Source organism: Leucobacter sp. Ag1 (genome assembly GCF_000980875.1).
GTDB lineage: Bacteria > Actinomycetota > Actinomycetes > Actinomycetales > Microbacteriaceae > Leucobacter > Leucobacter iarius.
This window is the reverse complement of record NZ_LAYO01000110.1, coordinates 33,897-56,942: the sequence shown is the minus strand read 5'-3', so window position 1 is coordinate 56,942 and position 23,046 is coordinate 33,897. Positions and strand designations below refer to the sequence as shown.

Here is a 23,046-nt window from a genome sequence, read left to right as displayed (position 1 = left end):
GCGGGTTCCTCGCCGAACGCGAGGGGGAGTCCGAGGCTCACGCGGTCGCGCCCGTCTGATCGCCGCCGTCGGTGGTCGAAGCGGATGACGGCCGAGCGGAGCGTCGTTCCGCCGGCGCGTCGATCACGATCAGCGTCTCCGCGGGATCCTCGTCCGCCGCCTCGTCGGTCTCGGCGGGCGGCTCGGCGCTCTCGAGCTGCAGCGGGCTCGGCGCGTCGGGACGCTCGCCGTCGGTGGTCGAGACGGCGTTGGCGATGAGCACGGCGAAGTACGGGAGGATGATGGCGCCCGCTGCGGACAGCAGCACCCACCAGCCATGCACGAAGAAGAGCGAGGCGACGCAGGCGATCCTGATCGTCATCATGATGAAGTACGCGCGCATGCGGTGCGCACGGTCCTCGGCCGGGGCCGCCCCCACCGAAGTCACACGATACTGCTCGGCCATCTTCACCTGTCCTTCCACTCAAGCCTACGCGCTCCGGGCGCGTGCAAACTGACCGTGAACCGCGATCCTCTAGGCTGGGAACCCACTCCCACGGAAGGATCCTCGATGACCACTCCTCGTACTGTGCTCGTGACCGGCGGAAACCGCGGCATCGGCTTCGCCATCGCGGAGCGCATGATCGCCGACGGGCATCGCGTGGCCGTGACCTCCCGTTCGGGCGAGGGCGGTCCCGAGGGCGCGCTCACCGTGCGCGCGGACGTGGGCGACGCGGCGTCGATCGACGCCGCGTTCTCCGAGATCGAGGCCGAGCTGGGTGCGGTCGAGGTCGTCGTCGCGAACGCCGGGATCACCAAGGACACCCTGCTGCTCCGCATGACGGAGGAGGAGTTCACGAGCGTCATCGACACGAACCTGACCGGCACCTTCCGCGTGGTCAAGCGCGCAGCCAAGGGACTGCTCAAGGGTCGCTTCGGTCGCGTCATCCTCATCTCGAGCGTGGTCGGGCTCTACGGCTCGCCCGGACAGATCAACTACTCCTCCTCGAAGGCCGCGCTCGTCGGCTTCGCCCGTTCGCTCACCCGCGAGCTCGGCGCGCGCAACATCACCGCGAACGTCATCGCCCCGGGCTTCATCGAGACCGACATGACGGCGGAACTGCCCGAGGCCCAGCAGCAGCAGTACCGCGCGTCCATTCCCGCCGGCCGCTTCGGCCAGGTCTCCGAGATCGCGGGCGCCGCCTCGTTCCTCGCGGGCGATGACGCGGCCTACATCTCGGGTGCCGTGATCCCCGTCGACGGTGGCATGGGCATGGGTCACTGACCCCATCCTGACGACTGGCCGGGAAGGGGCGCCGAGCCCCTGGCCCGGCCGGTCGACCGGGGTCTAGATTGGCCCCATGAGCGAAGAGACGAGTCCCCGTTCCCTCGACCGAGTCGCCGCGGACGCGGCGCAGCTGACGCGGGCCTACCGGGCCCCCGAGATCCTGCGGGTGGTGAACGTCTGGGACGCGGTCAGCGCGCGCGTCGTCGCCGAGCTGCCGGGCACCGCGGCGATCGCCACCGCCGGGCACGCCATCGCCGCGAGCCACGGGTACGGTGACGGGGAGCAGATCCCGCTCGACCTGATGATCTCGGCGATCGAGCGGATCGTGCGCGCCGTCGACCTGCCGGTGACCGCCGACCTCGACGGCGGCTTCGCGGATGCGGGGGAGACCGTGCGGCACGCGATCGGCGCCGGAGCCTCCGGCGCGAACATCGAGGATCGGCTGCGGCCGTTCGACGAATCGGTCGCGCTCATGCGCGCGGCGGTCGAGGCCGGCGAACGCGAGGGCGTGCCGTTCGCGCTGAACGCGCGCACCGACGCGCTGATCCGCGGCGGCGACCGCCCCCGGAGCGAGAGCATCGCCGATGCGATCGAGCGCGGCCGCGCCTACCTGGACGCCGGCGCCACCGCCGTGTTCGTCCCGGCGATCCTGAACACCGAGGAGACCGCGCAGCTGGTCGCGGGCATCGGCGAGCAGCGGGTCAGCGTCATCGGCCTACCCGGCGCGCTCCGCGCCGCGGAGTACGAGGCGCTCGGCGTCGCCCGCATCTCGTACGGTCCGATGCCGCAGAACGTCGCGCTGGGCGCGCTGAAAGCGCTCGGAGCGGACCTGCTCGCCGACGGCGTGCTGCCGGCGGGCGTGGAACAGCTCAACAACTTCTGAGCGTTCGGGCGAGCACGAGGGGCCGCCGCCGATCGGATCGGCGGCGGCCCCTCGTCCGTCCAGGCGGTCGGCTGCTCAGCCGATCAGCCGCTCAGGAGAGCCGGTCGAGCAGCGGGATCGTCAGCGCGAGGTCGTCCTCGATGGTCACATCGGCGCGCTCGCGCACCACGGGCTTGGCGTTGAACCCGACGGAGACCGCCGCGACGGCCATCATCTCGAGATCGTTGGCGCCGTCGCCGATGGCGACGGTCGCCGAGAGTGGAATCTCCGCTTCCTCGGCCCACTCGCGCAGCGCCTCGGCCTTGGCCGCGGCATCGATGATCGGGCCGGTGACGCGTCCGGTGAGCGCACCGTCCGCGACCTCGAGCCGATTGGCGCGCCAGCGGTCGAGGCGCAGGTCGGCAGCGAGGGGATCGAGCACCTCGTGGAAGCCGCCCGAGACCACGCCGACCACGCCGCCGCGCGCGTGCACCTCGGCGACGAGCTCGTGGATGCCGCGGCTCGGACGCACCCGGGCGTACGCGTCGGCGAACACCGACTCCGGCGTGCCCGCGAGCGTCGCCACCCGCTCGCGCAGGCTCTCGGCGAAGTCGAGCTCGCCGCGCATGGCGCGCTCCGTCACCTCGGCGACGAGTTCGCGCGTGCCGGCGACCTCGGCGAGCAGCTCGATCACCTCGTCCTGGATGGTGGTGGAGTCGCAGTCGAGGACGACGAGCGGGCGAACACGAGAATCGGCGGTCATACGCACCAGTCTGGCACGCGGGCGGGGCTAGGCTTGACCGCATGGTGAATGTGCTCCGACTCTCCGATGTGTCCTACGTGCGCGACCGCCGGCCGATCCTCGACGGGGTCGACTGGGCCGTGGAGAGCGATCAGCGCTGGGTGGTGCTCGGACCCAACGGCGCGGGCAAGACCACCCTGCTGAAGCTCGCGACTGCGAACGACTACCCAACGAGCGGCACCGTCGAGGTGCTCGACGAGACGCTCGGTCGTGTCGACATCTTCGAGCTGCGCAACCGGCTCGGCTTCGCGTCCTCGGCGACCGCCCGCCGGATCCCGAACGATGAGACGGTGCGCAATCTGGTGCTGACCGCCGCGTACTCGGTCGAGGGCCGCTGGAACGAGGAATACGACGACTACGACCTGCGGCGCACCGACCGTGTGCTCGCCGAGTGGGACCTGCTCGCACTCGCCGACAACGCCTTCGGCACGCTGAGCGACGGTGAGCGCAAGCGCGCGATGATCGCCCGGTCGGTCATGACGGATCCGGAGCTGCTGCTGCTCGACGAGCCGAGCGCGAGCCTCGACCTCGGTGCGCGCGAGCGCCTGCTGCAGATGCTGTCGGGCTTCGCGCAGTCGCCCAGCTCGCCCGCGATGGTCATGGTGACCCACCACGTCGAAGAGATCCCGCCGGGGTTCACCCACCTCCTGATGCTCCGCGACGGGCGCGTGCAGGCCGCGGGCCCGCTGGCCGAGACCCTGACCGAGCAGAACCTCGAGGCGACGTTCGGCCTGCCGTTCGAGCTCTCGGTGCGCGACGGCCGATACGCCGCGATCGCGCGTCCGTAGCGAAACGCCTCGTCGCGACCCGGTGCCCGCGGCTTCGCTCGTGATAGAATCGATCCTCGGTGCGGGTAACCGTGCCGCTCCCAAGACCTCTGGGCGTGCTGTTACACGCTCTTTCCAGGCGCACATCTTAAGGACCACTCCATGAAGAACGACATCCACCCCGAGTACAACGCCATCGTGTTCCGCGACCTGGCCTCGGGCGAGACCTTCCTCACCCGTTCGACGCTGACCAGCGAGAAGACCATCGAGCTCGACGGCGCGACCTACCCGGTCATCGACGTCGAGATCTCGAGCGCCTCGCACCCGTTCTACACGGGCAAGCAGCGCATCATGGACTCGGCCGGCCGCGTCGAGAAGTTCAACCAGCGCTTCAAGGGCTTCGGCGCCTAAGCAGCTACAGCCAGACTGGCTCCCGGCGGGGCGGCGATCTTCGGATCGCCGCCCCGCCGTCGTTTTCCGGGGGAAGTTCCTGGCGTGCTCGGTGTGCGAGGGGACTGAGCACGCCAGCTCTGACGCGTGCGGTCTCGGATGCGAGCCCGACTCCGACGAGTGGACGGGTTTCCGACGAATGGACGCCTTTTCACGCATCAATTGGGCATCCACTCGTCGGAACCCCGTCCACTCGTCAATGTCCCGTCCGCTGGCTCACCACGGCGGCGGCAGCGCAGCAGCAACGATGCTGCGGCGCCACCCCGCCCGGTGACACGCAGAACCGCGCGTGCTCGATCGAGCACGCGCGGTCAGGTCGCGTTCGTCGTGCGCCGCCGCCGCTCGCGTGGTACAGCCGGGCAGCTCAGCCTTGCAGATCAGCCGTTCGTTCGTAGCGGCCAGCCGCCATCGGCGACGAACTGCGGGTCGCGAGCGCGGCGCATGTAGTCCTGGAAGCTCGCCGCCTGTGCGGCAGCCCAGCCGATCTGCGCCTGGTGGAGCTCGGGGAGTTCGCCCGGCAGCGAAGCGGCGTACTTGCGGGCGATCGCCTGCAGCACCCGGCCCGTCGCGATCGCGTCCTCGCCGGCGTCGTGCGCCGCGGTGCCCAGCTCGACGCCGTAGTGCTCGGCCACCGCGACGAGCGTGCGCTTGCCCTTGCGGTACCGGTCGAACTGCTTGTCGAGGATGAGCGGGTCGAGCACGGGGGAGAGGGGCTCGAGCCAGGTCACGCCGTGGCGCGCGGCTTCGGCACGCAGCAGCGAGAGATCGAACGGCGCGTTGTATGCCACGATGGGGAATCCGCGCTCGATCATGGCGGCGAGCTGCTCGATGATCTGCGCGACGCCCACCGCCGGGTCGACGCCGCTCGCACGGGCTACCTCGGTGCTGATGCCGTGCACGCGCACGGCGGGCTCGGGGATCTCGACGCCCGGGTCGATCAGCCAGTCGTAGCGCTCGGTCACCTCGCCGCCGGGGCCGACGAGCGCGATGGTCGAGGTCACGATGCGTGCGCTCGCGGTCTCCACGCCGGTGGTCTCGGTATCGAACACCGCGAGGTGCTCGGCCCAGAGGGGGAGTCGTTCGGTCATTCGCTGATCCTTCCTTCGGCTCGATGCTATCGGCGACCGCCGACAACGGCAGCGGCACCGTGTTCGGATCGGATGCCCAGGCCTTCCCGGGGTTCTGCACACTGGCGGCTCCGCGTTCGCACAGGGCCGCCCGGATACACTCGGACTGTGAACGACGCACCTCCCGACCTCATCGTGCCGACCCTCGGGATCGGCACGCGCACCTGGCAGTACGGCAACCCTGACGGCGCCGCGCTGATCCTCGTGCACGGGTTCCGCGGCGACCACCACGGGCTCGAGGGGCTCGCTCTGCGCATCGCCGAGCTGCAGCCCGATCTGCGCGTTCTCGTTCCCGACCTGCCCGGCTTCGGCGAGAGCCCGGCGGTGCCCGACCGCGAGCACGGCATCGCGCTCTACGGCGAGTGGCTGCGTGCCTTCGCCGCGGAGGCGGCACCCGAGGGCCACGCGATCCTCGGGCACTCGTTCGGCACCCTCGTCGTCTCGAACGCCGTCTCCACGGGCCTCGATCCGCGCCTCGCGATCCTCATCAACCCGATCTCGGCGCCAGCGCTCGAGGGCCCGCAGGCGCTGCTCACGCAGCTGGCGATCGCGTACTACCGCGCGGCCGACGTGCTGCCGGAGCGCGCGGCCCGCGGACTGCTCGGGCATCCGGCGATCGTGCGCACCATGAGCATCGTCATGGCGAAGACTCCCGACCCCGAGGAACGCGCCTGGATCCACGGTCAGCATGATCGCTACTTCAGCCGGTTCTCCGACACGACCACGCTGCTGCAGGCGTTCCGCGCATCCGTGTCGCACACCGTCACCGCATCGGCCCCCGACTACTCGATGCCGACGCTCATCATCGCCGGCGACGTCGACGACATCACTCCGATCACCGAGCAGCTGTCGCTGCACCGCAAGATCGAGGGCTCGGAGCTTCGGATCCTGCCGGGCGTCGGGCACCTCGTGCACTACGAGGCGGTCGAGGACGCCGCGGCGATGATCACGGCATTCCTGCGGGAGCACGCGGGGGAGCAGGTCGCGTGAGGATCCACCGCATTGACGATCTCTCCGCTCCCGAACTCGCCGATTACACGCAGCTGACCGATGTCGCGCTGCGCCGGGTCCGGGAGCCCGAGGAGGGGCTCTACCTCGCCGAGTCGCCGAAGGTGATCGATCGGGCGCTGCGCGCAGGTCATCGACCGCGCTCGGTGCTGCTCCTGGAGGAGTGGATCCCGAAGCTCGAGGCCGTGCTCGCAGAGCACCCCGATGTGCCGGTCTACGTCGGTTCCTCCGAGCAGCTGGCGCAGCTGACCGGCTTCCACATGCACCGCGGCGCGCTCGCGTCGATGCACCGCCCGGCACCGCGCGACCCGGGGGAGCTGCTCCGCTCCTCCCGCCGCGTCGTCGTGCTCGAGGATCTCGCCGACCACACCAACGTCGGCGCGATCTTCCGCTCGGTCGCCGCACTCGGCGCCGATGCGGTGCTGCTGACCCCCGCGTGCGCGGATCCGCTCTACCGTCGGGCCGTCCGCGTGAGCATGGGCGCCGTGCTGCAGGTACCGTGGGCGCGCCTGCCCGATTGGCGCGACGCAGGCCCGCTGATCCGCGACGCGGGCTACGAGCTGGCGGCCTTCGCCCTCAGCGACGACGCGGTCGACCTCGCCGACTACGTCGGTGCGCTGCCGGATCGTCTCGCGCTCATGTTCGGCACCGAGGGTGACGGGCTCACCCGCCGAGCCCTCGCCTCGTCGACCCGCGTGGTGACGATCCCGATGGAGCACGGCGTCGACTCCCTGAACGTCTCCACGGCCGCGGCGCTCGCGCTGTGGGCCGTGCGCACCGCCGACCGCGCGACGGGTGCGGGGGAGCTCGCGCAGTGACCGACGTCGCGAGGGTGAGCCGGGGCCGGGCGATCGCGATCGCGATCTGCGCGGCCGTGATCGGCGTGCTGTCGTACGTGCTCGGCGTCGGCAGCACGACGGGGCAGCAGGCCGAGGCCAGCGTGCTGGACGCGGCGACCTTCACGATGGACCCGCCGGCGCCGCTCAATCTCGTCTCGGTATCGTCCGTCGCGCTCGCCCTGGCGCTGATCGGCGGCCTGACGATCGCGGCCCACGGCTTCCGCCGCGCGTTCGTCATCGTCTTCACGGCGGGCTTCGCGATCCTCGCGTCGCAACTGCTCAAGCAGCAGTTGCTGACCCGGCCGGGCCTGTTCGAGTTCGACGCGCCGAACACCTTCCCGAGCGGTCACATGACCGTCTTCACGGCCCTCCTCGCGGCGGTCATCTGGGCCGTGCCCCCGCGAGTCCGCGCGGTGGTGGGTCTGGTCGGCGCCCTCGTGATCGGCGCCGCCGCCTGGCAGCTGCTCGCCTTCGGCTGGCACCGCCCGAGCGACGTGCTCGGTGCGCAGGCGCTCGTGCTCCTCATCTTCGCGCTGCTGACCGTGTTCCATCCGCCGCGTCTCGGCGCACCGGCGGCGCTCGGCGCGACCGCGCGCGTGATCCTGACCGTGCTCGGCGTGATCGCCGTGCTCGTCGCGCTCGCGATCGCGGCGTTCGCGGCCCTCGACTCGGCGAGTTCCCTGCTGCTCATCGCGGGGGAGCTGGGCGTGCTCGGCACCGGGCTGCTCACCACCCGCTGCCTGCTCGCGCTGGCCGGCTAGCTCGGCGCAGAGTCGGCCCTGCGTGCCCCGACGGTGCTCATCGCCCGACGCCCGGTTCATGTTCGAGATCGGAGCTCCGGCGGATCAGTTCGAGCAGCAGCCGTCCGCGCATTCGTCGACCGCCCGTTCGTCGGTGAGCGCCGAGATCGGCGCGGCGCAGCATGCGTCGCCCTTCCACGCTTCGATGCCCTCGCGGATCGCGAAGACGGCGATCACGAGAGCCGCCACGGAGTCCGCCCAGGACCACCCGAGGAGGCTGTTGAGCAGCAGCCCGAGGAGCAGCGCCGCCGACAGGTAGGTGCAGATGAGGGTCTGCTTGGAGTCGGCGATCGCTGACGCGGATCCGAGTTCCCGGCCTGTCCTGCGTTCGAACCAGCTGAGAACGGGCATCACGGCCAGGCTCAAAGCGGCGATGGCGATGCCGACGGGCGAATGCTCGGCCTCCCTGAACCCGAGGAGTGAGAGCGTCGCGTCGACGCTGACGTACGCAGCCAGCCCGAAGAACGAGATCGCGATCACGCGGAGCGCGGTCTTCTCCCGTGTCTCGGGAGCGGGGCCGGCGAATTGCCAGGCGATGGCTGCGGCGGAGAGGACTTCGACGATGGAATCGAGACCGAACCCGATCAGTGCGGCGGATGAGGCCGCGCCTCCGGCGATGAGGGCGACGGCGGCCTCGATCACATTCCAGGTGATCGTGATCGCAACGATGATCCTGATGCGTCGACGAAGGACGTCTCTCCGTTCGGATGTGAACGCCGTCGTCACTGCTCGCGCCCAGTCTCGCAGCATCCCGGAACCGGACATCCCGGATCGATGCAGGGCGCGTCCGTGTCGACGGAAAGGGTCGTGTCGACAAGCGCGTTCAGTGCTCGGGCTAAGTGCGGATCGGCGATCTCGTAGCGCGTCCGACGGCCCTCGAGCTCGGCGGTGACGATGCCGCAGTCGCGCAGGCAGGTGAGGTGGTTCGAGACGTTCGACCGAGTGAGCGACAGGTCCCGGGACAGCGCACCCGGATACGCGGGCCCGTCGAGCAGCGTCATGAGAATGCGCGACCGCGTCGGATCGGCCATCGCCCGACCGAGCCGGTTCATCACGTCCAAGCGCGGAGAAGTTGTCAGCATATACTGAACTGTACAGTAAGTGTTGACCAATGGAGCTCACGTGCGAGCCTGCCGATGGGCCTCGGGGGAGAAGCGCGGGAATCGACCCCATGAGGATCTAGGTGCTCTGCGTAGACGACTGCCCAAGTTCGGCGGGCCCGCACGATGGCCTGCCGGGTGTGCGCTACGACGGACGGGTTCAGGGGAGTTCCCGGCGAAGCCGAGCTGGTGGGCGCGATCCTGGAGCGCGCGTAACGCCCGGGTTCGGTGCGGCGAATGGCGGCGCGTTGTTATGTCAGCTTTGATGCAGCGCGCAGCCCCGACAGTAGTGGTCGCAGCTCGACCGGCCCTCGTGTGCGGCAATTCTGAGGCAGCTCACCAATGGTGCCGCCGACGGAACCGTGCAGGAGCCCTTCCGCGCGATCGGCGCGCAGTCGCGCAGTCGGCGTACGCCTGGCGTACCTCGCTACGCGCGTTCAGGTCGAACGGACCTGGTTGGATCGGTCCGGATCCATCATCGTGCCGTGTGTCGATAATCTATATTATGTCAGTTTATGTTTGGCGCGGGTCCCCGGCGGCGCTCTAGTACTGCCCGAGTGCGCCACGCTGTGCTCCACAAACGCTGCGGGAACGCGTCGACGATCGCGCACGTGTGCCGAGGGCACTCGCCTGCTCGCTTGCCTACTCGCCGCGCCATGCGCATTCAGCCGGATCTGAACGCTCAGCCAGACCTGAACGCTCAGCCAGATCGAACTCCGCCGAACGATCCGACTGAATGCTCAAGTCCGGCTGAGCGCACCGAAATCACACAGCGCCCAGATGACGCCGCACAGAACCCGGGCTCTCCGGGTTCAGCCCGCCTGCTTCGCCGCCGCGTAGTCGGGCAGCTCCTGCAGGGTCCAGGTGTTGCCGTCAGGGTCGTCGAACCAGACGAATCTCCCCCAACCGAGATCCTCGATGCCACGGGTGGCGACGCCCTGCGCCTCAAGCATGGCCTTCGCCTCATCCGCGTTCGGCACGACCACCTGGATCGTCTTCTGCTGACCCGGTTCGAGCGGAATGTCGAGTCCGGTACCGAACGCGATCGAGCAGGCCGAGCCCGGCGGGGTCATCTGCACGAAGCGGAGCCCCTCGGTGGGCGTCTGATCGTGATCGGGGTTGAAGCCGATCTTCTCGTAGAAGTCCTTCGCGCGATCCACGTCCGTGACGGGGACGAAGATCAGCTCGATTTTCCAGGTCATGCCGCACCTCCAGCGCGGGTCCGTCCCGCTTGCCCACAGCGTACGTGCAGCCACCGACATGCGGAAGAGTGCGCCGCCGCGCTTGGAGGATCCCGCGGAGCGGAGCCCCGAGGAAGGACGAATACGGTGGGCCCGGCCGGGATCGAACCGACGACATCCACGGTGTAAACGTGGCGCTCTACCAGCTGAGCTACAGGCCCTCTCGCCCGCGAGCGGGCTCCCCCCAAGCTTAGGGGAACCCGCTCGCGGGCACGAATCTCGCGGAGTTACGCGGCGAGCCCCTCGATTGCTTCGCGGTACGCACCGAAGTTGCGGGCCTCGCCCGGCGAGGTCTCGAACGAGGCGAGCACCTTACGGCCCTCCCCGATCACGATCGTGGCGCGGGTCGCGATGCCAGCCTCCTCGACGAACGCACCGAACTGCTGCGCGACGGCGCCGTGCGGCCAGAAGTCCGACAGGATCGAGAACTCGTACTTCTCCTGCTCGGCCCACGCCTTGAGCGCGTAGACGGAGTCGACCGAGATGCCGACGAGGCGCACGCGCGAGTCGGCGAAGATCGACAGGTTGTCGCGGAGCTCGCACAGCTCCCCCGTGCAGATGCCGGAGAACGCGAGCGGGAAGAAGACCAGTGCGACGGGCCCCTCCGCGACGAGCTCCGTGAGGTTCAGCTCCTCGCCGTGCTGATCCGACAGGGTGAAATCAGGCGCGATCGCTCCGACCTCGAGCACCATTGCGAACTCCTCTCTCGGCGCGGACGCGCCACCATGATGGGAAACGTCTCAATGCTAGCGAGCGGAGCACCGCCGGATGTCATCGGGCGACACGCGGCGGAGCCGCTCAGAACCCCGCGAAGACGCCGAATTTTGTGCGGATCGGACACGGCACCCACCGAAATACGCGGGAACCGTCGGAGGATGCCGCTAGTCTGGACGGTGGTCCGCGCATCCGCGGAACCCTCCTCGCCTCCCCCGCACCTGGGTGGAGCGCGACGCTTGGTGAAGGAGCAATATCTTGGCCGTGAACACTGAGGATCCGTACGCACCGGATCAGGATGATCTGGACCCCCAGGAGACCGCCGAATGGCGCGAATCCCTGGACGCGGTGGTCGAGGCGCGAGGCGCCGGCCGCGGTCGCGAGATCATGACGAGCCTGCTGGCACGTTCGCGCCAGCTGCACCTCAACGTGCCCCAGGTCCCCACGACCGACTACGTGAACACGATCGCGTCCGAGGACGAGCCCGAGTTCCCCGGCGATGAGGAGCTCGAGCGCAAGTACCGCTCGTGGATCCGCTGGAACGCGGCCATGACCGTGCAGCGCGCGCAGAAGCCGGGCATCGGCGTCGGCGGGCACATCTCGACCTACGCGTCGGCCGCCTCGCTGTACGAGGTCGGCTTCAACCACTTCTTCCGCGGCCAGGACCACCCGGGCGGCGGCGACCAGATCTTCGTGCAGGGCCACGCCTCCCCCGGCATGTACTCCCGCGCGTTCCTCGAGGGCCGCCTCACCGCGGATCAGCTCGACGGCTTCCGCCAGGAGCACTCGCACCGCGGCGGCGGGCTGCCGAGCTACCCGCATCCGCGCCTCATGCCCGACTTCTGGCAGTTCCCCACGGTCTCGATGGGCATCGGCCCGATCAACGCGATCTACCAGGCACAGTTCAACAAGTACCTGACCAACCGTGGCATCAAGGACGCCTCCGACCAGCACGTCTGGGCGTTCCTCGGCGACGGCGAGATGGACGAGGTCGAGAGCCGCGGCCAGCTCCAGGTCGCGGCGAACGAGGGCCTCGACAACCTGACCTTCGTGATCAACTGCAACCTGCAGCGTCTCGACGGCCCGGTGCGCGGCAACGGCAAGATCATCCAGGAGCTCGAGAGCTACTTCCGCGGTGCGGGCTGGAACGTCATCAAGGTCGTCTGGGGCCGCGAGTGGGACTCGCTCCTCGAGAACGACACCGACGGTGCCCTGCTCAACCTCATGAACGTCACACCCGACGGCGACTTCCAGACCTACAAGGCCGAGAACGGCGCCTACGTGCGCGAGCACTTCTTCGGTCGCGACGAGCGCGCACTGCACCTGGTCGACGGCTACACCGACGAGGAGGTCTGGGGCCTCCGCCGCGGCGGCCACGACTACCGCAAGGTTTACGCCGCGTTCAAGGCCGCGACCGAGCACAAGGGCCGCCCGACCGTCATCCTCGCGAAGACGATCAAGGGCTACGGCCTCGGTCCGCACTTCGAGGGCCGCAACGCGACCCACCAGATGAAGAAGCTGACGCTGGAGGACCTGAAGCTCTTCCGCGACACCATGCACATCCCGATCTCGGACCGCGAACTCGAGGCCGACGTCTACAACGCGCCCTACTACCACCCGGGCGAGCAGGACGAGGCGATCCAGTACATCCACGAGCGCCGTCGTTCGCTCGGCGGGTACCTGCCGGAGCGCCGCACGAAGCACACCGCGGTCACCCTCCCGGAGGACAAGAGCTACGCGATCGCCGCGAAGGGCACCGGTCAGCAGGAGGCGGCGACCACTATGGTGTTCGTGCGCATGCTCAAGGACCTCATGCGCGACAAGGGCTTCGGATCGCGCCTCGTGCCGATCATCCCCGACGAGGCGCGCACCTTCGGCATGGACTCCTACTTCCCCACGTCGAAGATCTACAACCCGAACGGGCAGAACTACGTCTCGGTGGATCGCGAGCTGCTGCTCGCCTACAAGGAGAGCCCGCAGGGCGTTCTGATCCACGTCGGCATCAACGAGGCCGGCGCGACCGCCGCGTATACCGCGGTGGGCACGTCGTACTCGACGCACGGCGAGCCGATGATTCCGATCTACATCTTCTACTCGATGTTCGGCTTCCAGCGCACCGGCGACGCGATCTGGGCCGCCGGCGACCAGATGGCGCGCGGCTTCATGATCGGTGCTACCGCCGGCCGCACCACGCTGACCGGCGAGGGCCTGCAGCACGCCGACGGCCACTCGCTCGTGCTCGCCTCGACCAACCCGGCCGTCGTGTCCTACGACCCGGCGTACGGCTACGAGATCGGCCACATCGTGCGCTCCGGCATCGAGCGGATGTACGGCGGCACCCACCCGGACCCGAACGTCACGTACTACCTCACGGTCTACAACGAGCCGTTCAAGCACCCGGCCGAGCCCGAGAACGTGGACGTCGACGGCATCATCCGCGGTATCCACCGCGTCAGCCCCGCGGCAGGCGCCGGGATCCCCGCGCAGATCCTCGCCTCCGGCGTGGCGGTGCCGTGGGCCATCGAGGCTCAGGAGCTGCTCGCGAAGGACTGGGGCGTCGCCGCCGACGTGTGGAGCGTCACCAGCTGGGGCGAGCTCCGCCGCGACGGCATCGATGCGGACCGCCACAACTTCCTGCACCCGGAAGAGACCCCCCGCACGTCCTACCTGGAGCAGAAGCTGCAGGGCGCCGAGGGTCCCGTGGTCGCGGTCAGCGACTGGGCGACCGAGGTCCCCGACCTCATCCGCCAGTTCGTGCCGGGCGACTACTCGGTGCTCGGGGCCGACGGCTTCGGCTTCTCCGACACCCGCGCCGCCGCGCGCCGCTACTTCGCCATCGACCGCGAGGCGGTCGTGGTCAAGGTGCTGCAGCGTCTGGCCGCGCAGGGCAAGATCGACGCCTCCATCCCCCTCCGCGCGGCCGAGCAGTACCGTCTGCTCGATGTCAACGCGGGCACGACGGGCGGCGCCGGCGGCGAGGCGTAAGCGGCCGAATCCCGATGGATCGATCGAAGGAACAGGAGCTCGCCTGGCTGCGCACCATCGCAGGCGAGCTCGCAACCCAGACGATCACGCGGCTCGAGGAGACGCTGCCCTGGTACGGCGATATGCCGCCGTCCAGGCGCAGCGCCGTCGGGCTCGTGGCGCAGACGGGCATCAGCTCGTTCATCCAGTGGTACGAGGACCCCTCCTCGACGCCGTGGATCGCGTCCGACGTGTTCGGCTCCGCGCCGCGCGAGCTGCTGCGCTCGATCAGCCTGCAGGAGACCCTGCAGCTGATCCGCGTGGTCGTCTCGGTGGTCGAGGAGCGCGTGGCGAGTCGCAGCGAGGCGCTGCGGGAGTCGATCCTGCACTACTCGCGCGACGTCGCCTTCGCGGCCGCCGACGTGTATGCGCGTGCCGCCGAGGCCCGCGGACTCTGGGACGCCCGCCTCGAGGCGCTCGTCGTTGACTCGATCCTCACCGGTGAGAGCGACGACGAGCTGCCGAGCCGCATCGCGGCCCTCGGCTGGCACGGCGACGGCGAGGCCGCGGTGCTGGTCGGCACGTCCGACCGCGTCGTCGACGTCGACCAGATCCGCCGCACCGCCCGGCACGCCGGCGCCGACGTGCTCATCGGCCTGCAGGGCACCCGCCTGGTGCTCGTGCTCGGACGCATGAACCCCGAGGTCAAGGAGGGGCGCGCCTCCCCCGCTCCCCTACCCTTCATCGACATCGCCGCGCGGCTCGCCGACGGTTTCTCCGACGGCCCGATCGTGCTCGGTCCGCCCGTCGAGAACCTCGTCGAAGCGTCCCGCAGCGCCCGCGCCGCCCTCGCCGGCGTCGCCGTGGCGCGCTCCTGGCGCGGTGCGAGCCGACCGGTCTCGGCCGACGATCTGCTCCCCGAACGCGCGCTGGCCGGCGACGGCCTCGCGCGTCGCACGCTCATCGAGCAGATCTACGAGCCCCTCGTCGCGCAGTCCGGTGAACTGCTCGAAACGCTCTGGTGCTACCTCGACAACGGCCGCTCGCTCGAGGCGACCGCCCGCGAGCTCTTCGTGCACCCCAACACGGTGCGCTACCGGCTCAAGAAGGTGACCGAGCTGATCGGCTGGAACGCCACGGGAGCCCGTGAGGCGCTGATCCTGCAGTCGGCGCTCATCGTCGGTTCGATCGCCCAGCACGGCGGAAGGCGCGCCGGGCGCTCCAAAAAATAGCGGACTTCCACAACGGAACCGCGAAACACTGGTTGAATACATGCACTCCCTGCATGCCCGATCTGAGAAACTAGGACCCGTGATCATCATCGCCTGCCCCGGACAGGGCTCCCAGACCCCCGGCTTCCTCTCCGAATGGCTCGAGGCACCCGGCGCCCGCGAGTTCCTCACCGCCGCCTCCGAGCGCAGCGGCGTCGATCTGATCGCGCACGGCACCGAGAGCGACGCCGACACGATCCGCGACACCGCGATCGCCCAGCCGCTCATCGTCGCCGCTTCCGTGCTCGCCTGGCGCGCGCTCGAGGCGCGCACCTCGCTCGACGGCGTCGGCGTGGCCGGCCACTCGGTCGGCGAGTTCGCCGCAGCGGCAGCGGCCGGCGTGCTCGACGCCGGAGACGCCCTCGCACTCGTCGGCACCCGCGGTCGCGCGATGGCCGCCGCGGCCACCCGCGCCGAGACCGGCATGGCCGCGGTCGTCGGCGGCGTCGAAGCCGACGTGCTCGCCGCGATCGAGGCGCAGGGCCTGACCCCCGCCAACCGCAACGGCGGCGGCCAGATCGTCGCCGCGGGCACCCGCGAGGCGCTCGCCGCGCTCGGCGAGAACGCTCCGCGAGCAGCACGCGTCATCCCGCTCCAGGTCGCCGGCGCGTTCCACACCGAGTTCATGGCCGAGGCGGTGCCCGTGCTCTCCGAGGCCGCAGCGGCGATCACCCCGAGCGATCCGGTGCGCCCCCTCTGGACCAATGCCGACGGCAGCCGCGTCGAGAGCGGTGCCCGGTACCTCGAGCTGCTCGTCTCGCAGATCGCGAACCCCGTCCGCTGGGACGCCTGCATGACCTCGTTCCAGGATGCCGGCATCACCGGCCTCATCGAGCTCACCCCGGCCGGGGCGCTCACCGGCATCGCGAAGCGCGCGCTCAAGGGTGTGCCGACCGTGGCCGTGAAGACCCCCGCCGACCTCGACGAAGCGATCGCGCTGATCGCCGACGCCGCCTGATCCGGAAGGACCCACCGATGGCACAGCTCGTCCAGCCCACCGGACCCGCTCACACCCGCATCCTCTCGGTCGGCGCCGCCCGCGGCGACCTCGACGTGCCGAACGACGACATCGTCGGCCCGATCGATTCCTCCGACGAGTGGATCCGCCAGCGCACCGGCATCGTGCAGCGCCGCCGCGCCAGCGCCGAGATCGGCGCGGTCGACCTCGCGGTGCAGGCCGGCGAAGAGGCGATCCTCCGCTCGGGCCTCGACCGGTCCGAGATCGACGGCGTGATCATCTCGACCATCTCGAACGTCGCGGTGACCCCCTCGATGGCGTCCCTCGCGGCGCACCGCCTGGGCCTCACCCCCGCGGCCGCGTTCGACATCTCGGCCGCGTGCGCCGGCTACACCTACGGCGTGGGCCAGGGCGACGCGCTCGTGCGCGCCGGCATCTGCAGGAACGTGCTCGTGATCGGTGCCGAGAAGCTGTCCGACATCATCGATCCCACCGACCGCTCGATCTCGTTCCTGCTCGCCGACGGCGCCGGCGCCGTGGTCATCGGCGCGAGCGACCACCCCGGCATCGGCCCGACCAACTGGGGCTCCGACGGCGAGAAGTGGGACACGATCCGCGTCACCTCCACCTTCGAGGAGTACCGCGCGAACCCGACCGAGGTCCCCTGGCCGACCCTGCGCCAGGACGGCCAGACCGTGTTCCGCTGGGCCGTCTGGGAGATGGCGAAGGTCGCACGGCAGACCCTCGAGGCCTCGGGCATCGAGCCCGGCGACCTCGCCGCGTTCATTCCGCACCAGGCCAACATGCGCATCGTCGACGAGTTCGCGAAGCAGCTGAAGCTGCCGGAGTCCGTCGCGATCGCCCGCGACATCGAGCTGCAGGGCAACACGTCCGCCGCCTCGATCCCCCTCGCCATGCACGCCCTGCTCGAGGAGCGTCCGGAGCTGTCGGGCGGTCTCGCCCTGCAGATCGGCTTCGGCGCAGGCCTCGTCTACGGTGCGCAGGTCGTCGAGCTGCCCTAGTCTCGACCCACACGCTTTACCGACCGTCCATACCCACCGATACAAGGAGAATCCGCACATGGCATTCAGCAACGAAGAGGTCCTCGCAGGTCTCGCCGAGCTCATCAACGACGAGACCGGGATCGCGGCCGACGTCGTCGCGCTCGACAAGTCGTTCACCGACGACCTCGACATCGACTCGATCTCGATGATGACCATCGTGGTCAACGCCGAGGAGAAGTTCGACGTCAAGATCCCCGACGAGGAAGTCAAGAACCTCAAGACCGTCGGCGACGCCGTCGACTTCATCGTCAAGGCTCAGGCCTGAGACGGCGGTCCCCGCACGACGGGGACCGCAACGGAGCCGCCGCGGGCGGGCACCCCTTCGGGTGCCCTCCCGCGAGGCCTTCCCCACAGTTTTCACCCGCCGGGCGGATCAGCCCGGCCAGCCACGATTGGACTCGCGGAGCACCCAACATGAGTAAGAAGATCGTCGTCACCGGCATCGGCGCCTCCTCACCCCTCGGCGGCACGGCCTCCGAGAGCTGGGAAGCGCTCCTCGCCGGCGAGTCCGGCATTCGCACGCTCGAGCATGAGTGGGTCGCGAAGTACGAGCTGCCCGTCACCTTCGCGGGTCAGGCGCGCGTCTCCCCCTCCGAGGTGCTCGACCGTCCGGTCGCCAAGCGTCTCGACCCCTCGAGCCAGTTCGCGCTCGTCGCGGCCATGGAGGCGTTCGCCGACGCCGGCAGCCCCGAGGTCCCCTCCGAGCGCCTCGGCGTCGATTGGGCGACCGGCATCGGCGGCGTCTGGTCGCTGCTCGACGCCTGGGACACGCTGCGCGAGAAGGGCCCGCGACGGGTCATGCCGCTCACCGTGCCGATGCTCATGCCCAACGCTCCCTCCGCGGCGGTGTCGATGCACTTCGAGGCCCGCGCCTACGCGCGCACCGTCGCCTCGGCCTGCGCGTCCAGCACCGAGTCGATCGTGAACGCCTACGAGCACCTCCAGGCGGGTCTCGCGGACGTCGTGATCGCGGGCGGGTCCGAAGCCGCGATCCACCCGGTCACCGTCGCCTCGTTCGCCTCGATGCAGGCGCTCTCGAAGCGCAACGACGATCCGGCGAGCGCATCGCGCCCCTACAACACCGACCGCGACGGCTTCGTCATGGGCGAGGGCGCCGCGGCGCTCGTGCTCGAGACGGAGGAGCACGCGCTCGCCCGCGGCGCGAAGATCTACGCCGAGATCGCGGGCGGCGGCGTGACCGCCGACTCGTACCACATCACCGCCAACGATCCCGAGGGCAAGGGCGCGATCCGCGCGATGCGCATGGCGCTCGAGCAGGCCGGCGCGACCCCCGAGGACGTGACGCACATCAACGCGCACGCCACCTCGACCCCGGTCGGCGACATCAACGAGTACCGTGCCCTGCAGGCCGTCTTCGGCGAGCGTGCGGACACCATCCCGGTGTCGGGCACCAAGGCCGCGACGGGTCACCTGCTCGGCGGCACCGGCGCGCTCGAGGCGATGTTCTCGGTGTTCGCGGTGCAGAATCGCGTCGCTCCCCCGACCATCAACCTGGTCGATCAGGATCCCGAGATCCCGGTCAACGTCTCGGTGCAGCCGCAGCCGCTCGGCGACGGCCCCCAGCTCGCCATCTCGAACTCCTTCGGGTTCGGCGGGCACAACGCGGTCGTGGCGATCCGCTCGTACGACGCCTAGTCGAGACGGCGAAGCCGCAGCGCCAGTACGCAGCAGAGGCCCGGATCCCTTCAGGATCCGGGCCTCTCTCGTTGGCGTGCCGACCGACCCCGGTACTCCGATGGCTCCGTCGGCACAGTTTGTCGGGCGGCGGTTCCGGCGCGCAGTGCGCCCCGGCCGCCGCCCAGCTCTATCCGACCCGGTGCAGCGGCACCACGATCGCGTCGCCCGGTTCCGCACCGCGGAACGGCTCGAGTTCCTCGTCCCAGGACTGCCCCAGCGCGAGCCGCAGCTCGCGCGCGAGGACATCGGAATCACCGGCGGCACCGATGATGGCGGCGTGGATCGCGTGCTCGGTGAGCACCCCGTTGCCGGCGCGGTCGGTCTGCATGTGGAAGATCCCGAGCGACGGGGTGTGCATCCAGCGGCCTCCGTCGCCGATGCGGCTGGCGTTCTCGGTGATCTCGAAGCGCAGCTGCTGCCAGCCGAACAGCGAGGACGCCACCGCGGGCGCCGTTCCCACCGGCCCGCGCCAGTTCGCCGTGGCGCGCACGAAGCCGGGCATGAGCGGCTGCGGGGTCCACTCGAGTTTGACCGTCCGCCCGATCTCGCGGGCGAGCGCCCACTCGACATGCGGAGCCAGCGCCTTCGGGCAGGAGTGCACGAAAAGCACCCCCGTGGCGGTTGCCGACGTGGTTTCAGACGACATCGCGATCTCCTCCTCCGACTCGAAACGTCTTCCCCAACGTCGATTCGGTGCGGATCGGATCCGTCACTGGCGATCCTGCCATACGATTTCAGCTCGCGCAACGACCTCTCAGCGGTTGCCCGGCCCCGGCGCCCGGCCGCGAGGGCTCAGCCGGCTGCGCAGAACTCGTTGCCCTCGGGGTCGCGCATGACCCACCAGTGGCCGGCGGGTCCCTGGTCGACCTCGGTGACGCGTACGACGCCGAGCGCCTCCAGGCGGGCCAGCAGCACGTCGAGTCCCGGCTCCCCCGCGTGCACGTCGAGGTGCAGGCGGTTCTTACCCTGCTTCTCCTCGGGCACCCGCTGGAACAGGATCCGGCGACCCTGCCCGGTGCCGCTGAACGGATCGAACGCGTCGTCGGGGTGCCGGATCGCCGCGAGGGTCGCGAAGCGCCGGGAGCCTCCGTGCTCGGTGGTGGCCGCTTCCGGCAGTTGCCCCGCCGCGAGCAGGTGCGCGACGAGCGCACCGGGATCCTCGACCGCGTACTCCAGCGCTCCGGCCCAGAACTCGGCCAGGGTGTGCGGATCACGGCAGTCGATGACGAGCTTCCAGTGCAGAGCCATGTCCCTGTTCTACCCGGTCCGGAGACGCAGCCGCAAGGGCCGGAACGGGGCGTGGAAGGGCGCGGTCGCGTGACGCCGCATAACGCGCTGGCGCGCATTCCCATCCGGGCGGAGTACCGTTGAGGGTATGAAACCGTTCCTGCTGATCAGCACCCGAGGCGAAGACGAGCTCGCCGCGCAGGAGCACGCCTCGTACTGCCACCTGACCGGGCTGCTGCCCGAGGATCTGGAGTGGCGTCGGGTGGAGCGCGAACCCCTCGGGCCGATCGATCTCGACCACTACTCGGGCATCATCCTCGCGGGCAGTCCGTTCACGGTGAGCGAGCCCGTCGAGTCCAAGTCGGAGACCGAACTGCGGGTCGAGCGGGAGCTCTCCGCGCTGCTCGACGAGGTGATCCGCCGCGATGTGCCGTTCCTCGGCATCTGCTACGGCGTCGGCACCATCGGAGCGCACCAGGGCGCGATCGTGGACCGAGCCTACGGCGAACCCGTCGAAGCGGTGCGCGTCTCGCTCACGGAGGCCGGCCGCACCGATCCGCTCATGCGGGAGCTCCCGAACGAGTTCGACGCGTTCGTCGGCCACAAAGAAGGGATCAGCCGCCTGCCCGAGCACATCGCGGTGCTGGCGAGCTCCCCCGGGTGCCCCGTGCAGGCGTTCCGCGTCGGACGCAACGTCTACGCGACCCAGTTCCACCCCGAGCTCGACGCAGCGACCTTCGCGTCGCGCATCCGCATCTACGCCGACCACGGCTACTTCGACCCGGTCGAGCTCGACGCGGTCGTCGAGCGCGTCGAGAACGCCGACGTCCGCGCGTCGCAGCTCGTGCTCGGCCGCTTCGTCGAGGAGTACGCCCGGGCGCTCCCCGATTTCGTCGAGCCGACCGACGATGCGGGCTCGGCGGACCTCGCCGAGGCGACGGTCGTCGACTTCCCCGCGCCCGGCATCGCCGCGGCCGACGCACCGCGACTCGTCTCGAATCGTTGATCGTGCACGCCGAGGTCCACGGCGAGGGCACTCCGGTGCTGTTCCTGCACGGTGCGGGCGTCGCCGGGTGGATCTGGCGGCAGGCGGCCTCCGAGGTGCGCGACGCGCGCGACGGCCTGCAGACGATCGCGGTGGATCTACCGGGGTTCGGCCGCTCGGCGGAATCGACGTACCCGGGCGCTGACGCGACGGTCGCCGAGCTCACCGAGCTGATCCGCGATCGGGGTCCCGCCGTGGTGGTGGGCTTCTCGCTCGGATCGCAGCTCGCGCTGCGCCTCGCATCGCTCGCTCCTGATCTCGTGCGCGGACTCGTCTGGATCAGCGGCGAGACGCGTCCGACGCCGTTCCCCTGGGCCACCGGTGTCGGCGCGGGCGCTGCGGCCGCCCTCGGCCGGGTGCCGGCGCTGGCGAGCCGTCAGGCGACGCAGGCCGGGGTGCCCGTCCCGCTGCGCTCGGAGTACCTCTCGGACCTGCGATCCATGCGCGTCGACTCCGTGCGCCGCAGCGTCGATGAGAATCAGCGCTTCCGCGCGCCCGTCACCATCGATCGGTACCACGGACCCGCGGTCGCGCTCGCCGGATCCCTCGAGCGCCGGATCGTCCGGGAGTCCGCCGACCGCCTGCCGGAGCTCATTCCGGGCGCCGCGGTCGAGGTGGTGGCCGGCGCCAAGCACCACATCCCGTACCGGTTCCCCGAGCGGGTCGCGGCCGCGACGCTCGGCGTGCTCGACGCGGATCGCTAGCGGCGGACGCCCCGTCCCCCGAGGCGGAACTCATCGGGTACGCGCGGCCCGCCGTCGAGTTCGTCGGCGACGAGCGCACCCAGCAGCGGCGCGAACTTCGCGCCGTGCCCCGAGCACGCCGAGAGGATCGTGATGCCGTCGTCACCGTCGATCACGAAGTCCTCGCTCGGCGTCATGGTGAAGAGGCAAGTCGTCTCGGCGTAGGGCTCGGGATCGAGGCCGGGGTAGCCAGACACGATCCGTTCGATCATGGCGCGGCGGGAGGCCTCGGAGATCCGACCGTCCTGCTCGGCCGCCGACGCCAGCGGCCGGCCCGCGTGGTATTCGGCGATCTTGAGCCCGCGGAAGCCGGCGTCTCGTCCGCCCGGCAGCGCGTAGCTGCGCGAGGATCGATCCTGCCGGATCACCGTCGGCCAGTTCGCGCCGGCGAACGCGCTCGCGTATGGGAAGTGGAAGGCCTCCTCCTGCGTGACCTCGAACGCCGGCAGGGCTGCGCGGAACGCATCGCTCAGCGGCAGCTTCGGCAGCAGCTCGGGCAGCCACCCGCCGGCGGCGATCACGATCCGGGCGGCGTGCACCGGCTCCCCCGCCCCGTCGTGCACCAGATACCCGTCGCCGACGCGCTCGACCGCGTCGACGGTCCAGTCGGTGCGGAGCTCCGCCCCATGGCTCTGCGCCGCACGGACCATAGCCCGCACGGTGCCTTCCGCGTCCAGCACACCGGCGTCCGGCTGATGCAGCACCCGGGTGTCGAAGCGGAACTGCGGCCAGCGCTCCCGGGCGGCTTCGGCTTCGAGCACCTCGTGCGGGATCCCCCGCTGCTCGAGCACGCGCGCGAGCGCGGCGGCCGGCACGAGGTCTCCGTGGTCGAGCCCGCCGGTGCGAGTGATGAGCGGTTCGCCGCAGACCGCCGAGAGCTCCTCCCAGAGCGGTGCGGCGCGCTGCACGAGACCGGTGTAGAGCGGGTTCGCGTAGGGGTAGCGGAAGATGCGCGCCGAGCCGTGCGAACTCCCCCGAGCGGAGGCCGGGCGATCCCGTTCGAGCATCAGAACCTCGTGCCCTCGGCGTGCGAGGTGCCAGGCGGTCGAAGCCCCGGCGATGCCCGCGCCGATGACGAGGTGGGAGACGGAGTCCATGC

25 protein-coding genes and 1 tRNA gene are annotated in these 23,046 nt (G+C 70.2%); 15 read left to right on the top strand and 11 right to left on the bottom strand.

Annotated features, from left to right (window positions below; all coding sequences use genetic code 11):
* Positions 1 to 37 precede the first annotated feature (37 nt).
* Positions 38 to 445 (bottom strand): DUF3099 domain-containing protein, encoded by a 408-nt coding sequence (locus XM48_RS15095; protein WP_046456764.1) that lies wholly within the window; start codon positions 443 to 445, stop codon positions 38 to 40.
* A 105-nt stretch (positions 446 to 550) separates the two neighbouring features.
* Here XM48_RS15095 and fabG point away from each other — a divergent pair, with 105 nt between their 5' ends.
* Positions 551 to 1,264 (top strand): 3-oxoacyl-ACP reductase FabG, encoded by a 714-nt coding sequence (gene fabG, locus XM48_RS15090; RefSeq protein WP_046456666.1) that lies wholly within the window; start codon positions 551 to 553, stop codon positions 1,262 to 1,264.
* Between the two features lie 76 nt (positions 1,265 to 1,340).
* Positions 1,341 to 2,150 carry an isocitrate lyase/phosphoenolpyruvate mutase family protein gene (locus XM48_RS15085; protein ID WP_046456665.1) on the top strand — a complete coding sequence of 270 codons (810 nt, stop codon included), beginning with the start codon at positions 1,341 to 1,343 and terminating at the stop codon, positions 2,148 to 2,150.
* Between the two features lie 91 nt (positions 2,151 to 2,241).
* Here the strand turns inward: XM48_RS15085 and serB are convergent, their stop codons facing one another.
* On the bottom strand, positions 2,242 to 2,892 hold the full coding sequence (gene serB, locus XM48_RS15080) for a phosphoserine phosphatase SerB (RefSeq protein WP_046456664.1): 651 nt from the start codon (positions 2,890 to 2,892) through the stop codon (positions 2,242 to 2,244).
* Between the two features lie 41 nt (positions 2,893 to 2,933).
* On the opposite strand from serB, the gene XM48_RS15075 reads away from it, so the two are divergent.
* Positions 2,934 to 3,719 (top strand): ABC transporter ATP-binding protein, encoded by a 786-nt coding sequence (locus tag XM48_RS15075; RefSeq protein WP_046456663.1) that lies wholly within the window; start codon positions 2,934 to 2,936, stop codon positions 3,717 to 3,719.
* Positions 3,720 to 3,860: 141 nt separating this feature from the next.
* Positions 3,861 to 4,109, top strand: coding sequence for a type B 50S ribosomal protein L31 (locus XM48_RS15070; protein ID WP_046456662.1), 249 nt, complete (start codon positions 3,861 to 3,863; stop codon positions 4,107 to 4,109).
* Positions 4,110 to 4,525: 416 nt separating this feature from the next.
* On the opposite strand, the gene XM48_RS15065 is transcribed toward XM48_RS15070, so the two are convergent.
* Positions 4,526 to 5,236, bottom strand: coding sequence for an exonuclease domain-containing protein (locus XM48_RS15065; RefSeq protein ID WP_046456661.1), 711 nt, complete (start codon positions 5,234 to 5,236; stop codon positions 4,526 to 4,528).
* A gap of 147 nt (positions 5,237 to 5,383) precedes the next feature.
* Between XM48_RS15065 and XM48_RS15060 the strand changes: the two genes are divergently transcribed.
* From XM48_RS15060 to XM48_RS15050, 3 genes are read left to right on the top strand one after another with little or no spacing between them, the layout of a single operon-like run.
* A complete protein-coding gene (locus XM48_RS15060) occupies positions 5,384 to 6,265 on the top strand; it encodes an alpha/beta fold hydrolase (RefSeq protein WP_046456660.1) in 882 nt (293 codons plus the stop codon).
* Complete coding sequence (locus tag XM48_RS15055; RefSeq protein WP_046456659.1) at positions 6,262 to 7,101, top strand: RNA methyltransferase; 840 nt, start codon at positions 6,262 to 6,264, stop codon at positions 7,099 to 7,101. The genes XM48_RS15060 and XM48_RS15055 overlap by 4 nt, the downstream gene beginning before the upstream one ends.
* Positions 7,098 to 7,883, top strand: coding sequence for a phosphoesterase (locus tag XM48_RS15050; RefSeq protein ID WP_231580914.1), 786 nt, complete (start codon positions 7,098 to 7,100; stop codon positions 7,881 to 7,883). Before XM48_RS15055 ends, XM48_RS15050 begins: the two co-directional genes overlap by 4 nt.
* Before the next feature lie 84 nt (positions 7,884 to 7,967).
* On the opposite strand, the gene XM48_RS15045 is transcribed toward XM48_RS15050, so the two are convergent.
* The 5 genes from XM48_RS15045 to XM48_RS15025 form a co-directional block, all read right to left on the bottom strand.
* A complete protein-coding gene (locus tag XM48_RS15045) occupies positions 7,968 to 8,672 on the bottom strand; it encodes a cation transporter (protein WP_046456658.1) in 705 nt (234 codons plus the stop codon).
* Positions 8,645 to 9,004 carry a helix-turn-helix transcriptional regulator gene (locus tag XM48_RS15040; RefSeq protein ID WP_046456657.1) on the bottom strand — a complete coding sequence of 120 codons (360 nt, stop codon included), beginning with the start codon at positions 9,002 to 9,004 and terminating at the stop codon, positions 8,645 to 8,647. Before XM48_RS15040 ends, XM48_RS15045 begins: the two co-directional genes overlap by 28 nt.
* Positions 9,005 to 9,834: 830 nt before the next feature.
* The gene (locus tag XM48_RS15035; protein ID WP_046456656.1) at positions 9,835 to 10,224 is read right to left on the bottom strand and encodes a VOC family protein; all 390 of its coding nucleotides are present in this window, start codon (positions 10,222 to 10,224) and stop codon (positions 9,835 to 9,837) included.
* A gap of 127 nt (positions 10,225 to 10,351) precedes the next feature.
* A tRNA-Val gene (locus XM48_RS15030) sits at positions 10,352 to 10,424 on the bottom strand.
* Positions 10,425 to 10,490: 66 nt separating this feature from the next.
* Positions 10,491 to 10,955 (bottom strand): peroxiredoxin, encoded by a 465-nt coding sequence (locus XM48_RS15025; protein WP_046456655.1) that lies wholly within the window; start codon positions 10,953 to 10,955, stop codon positions 10,491 to 10,493.
* Positions 10,956 to 11,235: 280 nt separating this feature from the next.
* Here XM48_RS15025 and aceE point away from each other — a divergent pair, with 280 nt between their 5' ends.
* The 6 genes from aceE (at position 11,236) to XM48_RS14995 (ending at position 18,890) form a co-directional block, all read left to right on the top strand.
* On the top strand, positions 11,236 to 13,962 hold the full coding sequence (aceE, locus tag XM48_RS15020; RefSeq protein WP_046456654.1) for a pyruvate dehydrogenase (acetyl-transferring), homodimeric type: 2,727 nt from the start codon (positions 11,236 to 11,238) through the stop codon (positions 13,960 to 13,962).
* Positions 13,963 to 13,976: 14 nt separating this feature from the next.
* A complete protein-coding gene (locus XM48_RS15015) occupies positions 13,977 to 15,173 on the top strand; it encodes a CdaR family transcriptional regulator (RefSeq protein WP_046456653.1) in 1,197 nt (398 codons plus the stop codon).
* Between the two features lie 79 nt (positions 15,174 to 15,252).
* Positions 15,253 to 16,170 (top strand): ACP S-malonyltransferase, encoded by a 918-nt coding sequence (locus XM48_RS15010; RefSeq protein WP_046456652.1) that lies wholly within the window; start codon positions 15,253 to 15,255, stop codon positions 16,168 to 16,170.
* A gap of 17 nt (positions 16,171 to 16,187) precedes the next feature.
* Positions 16,188 to 17,192 (top strand): beta-ketoacyl-ACP synthase III, encoded by a 1,005-nt coding sequence (locus XM48_RS15005; protein WP_046456651.1) that lies wholly within the window; start codon positions 16,188 to 16,190, stop codon positions 17,190 to 17,192.
* 58 nt (positions 17,193 to 17,250) lie between these two features.
* Positions 17,251 to 17,499 carry an acyl carrier protein gene (locus XM48_RS15000; RefSeq protein ID WP_017794148.1) on the top strand — a complete coding sequence of 83 codons (249 nt, stop codon included), beginning with the start codon at positions 17,251 to 17,253 and terminating at the stop codon, positions 17,497 to 17,499.
* A gap of 149 nt (positions 17,500 to 17,648) precedes the next feature.
* The gene (locus XM48_RS14995; RefSeq protein ID WP_046456650.1) at positions 17,649 to 18,890 is read left to right on the top strand and encodes a beta-ketoacyl synthase; all 1,242 of its coding nucleotides are present in this window, start codon (positions 17,649 to 17,651) and stop codon (positions 18,888 to 18,890) included.
* Positions 18,891 to 19,059: 169 nt separating this feature from the next.
* Here XM48_RS14995 and XM48_RS14990 read toward each other — a convergent pair whose 3' ends face one another.
* Together XM48_RS14990 and XM48_RS14985 are read right to left on the bottom strand one after the other, a co-directional pair.
* Positions 19,060 to 19,578 (bottom strand): DUF3145 family protein, encoded by a 519-nt coding sequence (locus tag XM48_RS14990; protein ID WP_046456649.1) that lies wholly within the window; start codon positions 19,576 to 19,578, stop codon positions 19,060 to 19,062.
* Positions 19,579 to 19,724: 146 nt separating this feature from the next.
* A complete protein-coding gene (locus XM48_RS14985) occupies positions 19,725 to 20,180 on the bottom strand; it encodes a VOC family protein (protein ID WP_046456648.1) in 456 nt (151 codons plus the stop codon).
* A gap of 127 nt (positions 20,181 to 20,307) precedes the next feature.
* Between XM48_RS14985 and XM48_RS14980 the strand changes: the two genes are divergently transcribed.
* Entirely contained in the window at positions 20,308 to 21,165 is an 858-nt protein-coding gene (locus tag XM48_RS14980; RefSeq protein WP_084821219.1) for a glutamine amidotransferase, read from the top strand.
* Positions 21,166 to 21,167: 2 nt separating this feature from the next.
* The gene (locus tag XM48_RS14975; RefSeq protein ID WP_046456647.1) at positions 21,168 to 21,908 is read left to right on the top strand and encodes an alpha/beta fold hydrolase; all 741 of its coding nucleotides are present in this window, start codon (positions 21,168 to 21,170) and stop codon (positions 21,906 to 21,908) included.
* Here XM48_RS14975 and XM48_RS14970 read toward each other — a convergent pair.
* Positions 21,905 to 23,044 carry an FAD-dependent oxidoreductase gene (locus XM48_RS14970; protein ID WP_046456646.1) on the bottom strand — a complete coding sequence of 380 codons (1,140 nt, stop codon included), beginning with the start codon at positions 23,042 to 23,044 and terminating at the stop codon, positions 21,905 to 21,907. The two genes, XM48_RS14975 and XM48_RS14970, sit on opposite strands and share 4 nt — an antisense overlap.
* Positions 23,045 to 23,046: the final 2 nt, after the last annotated feature.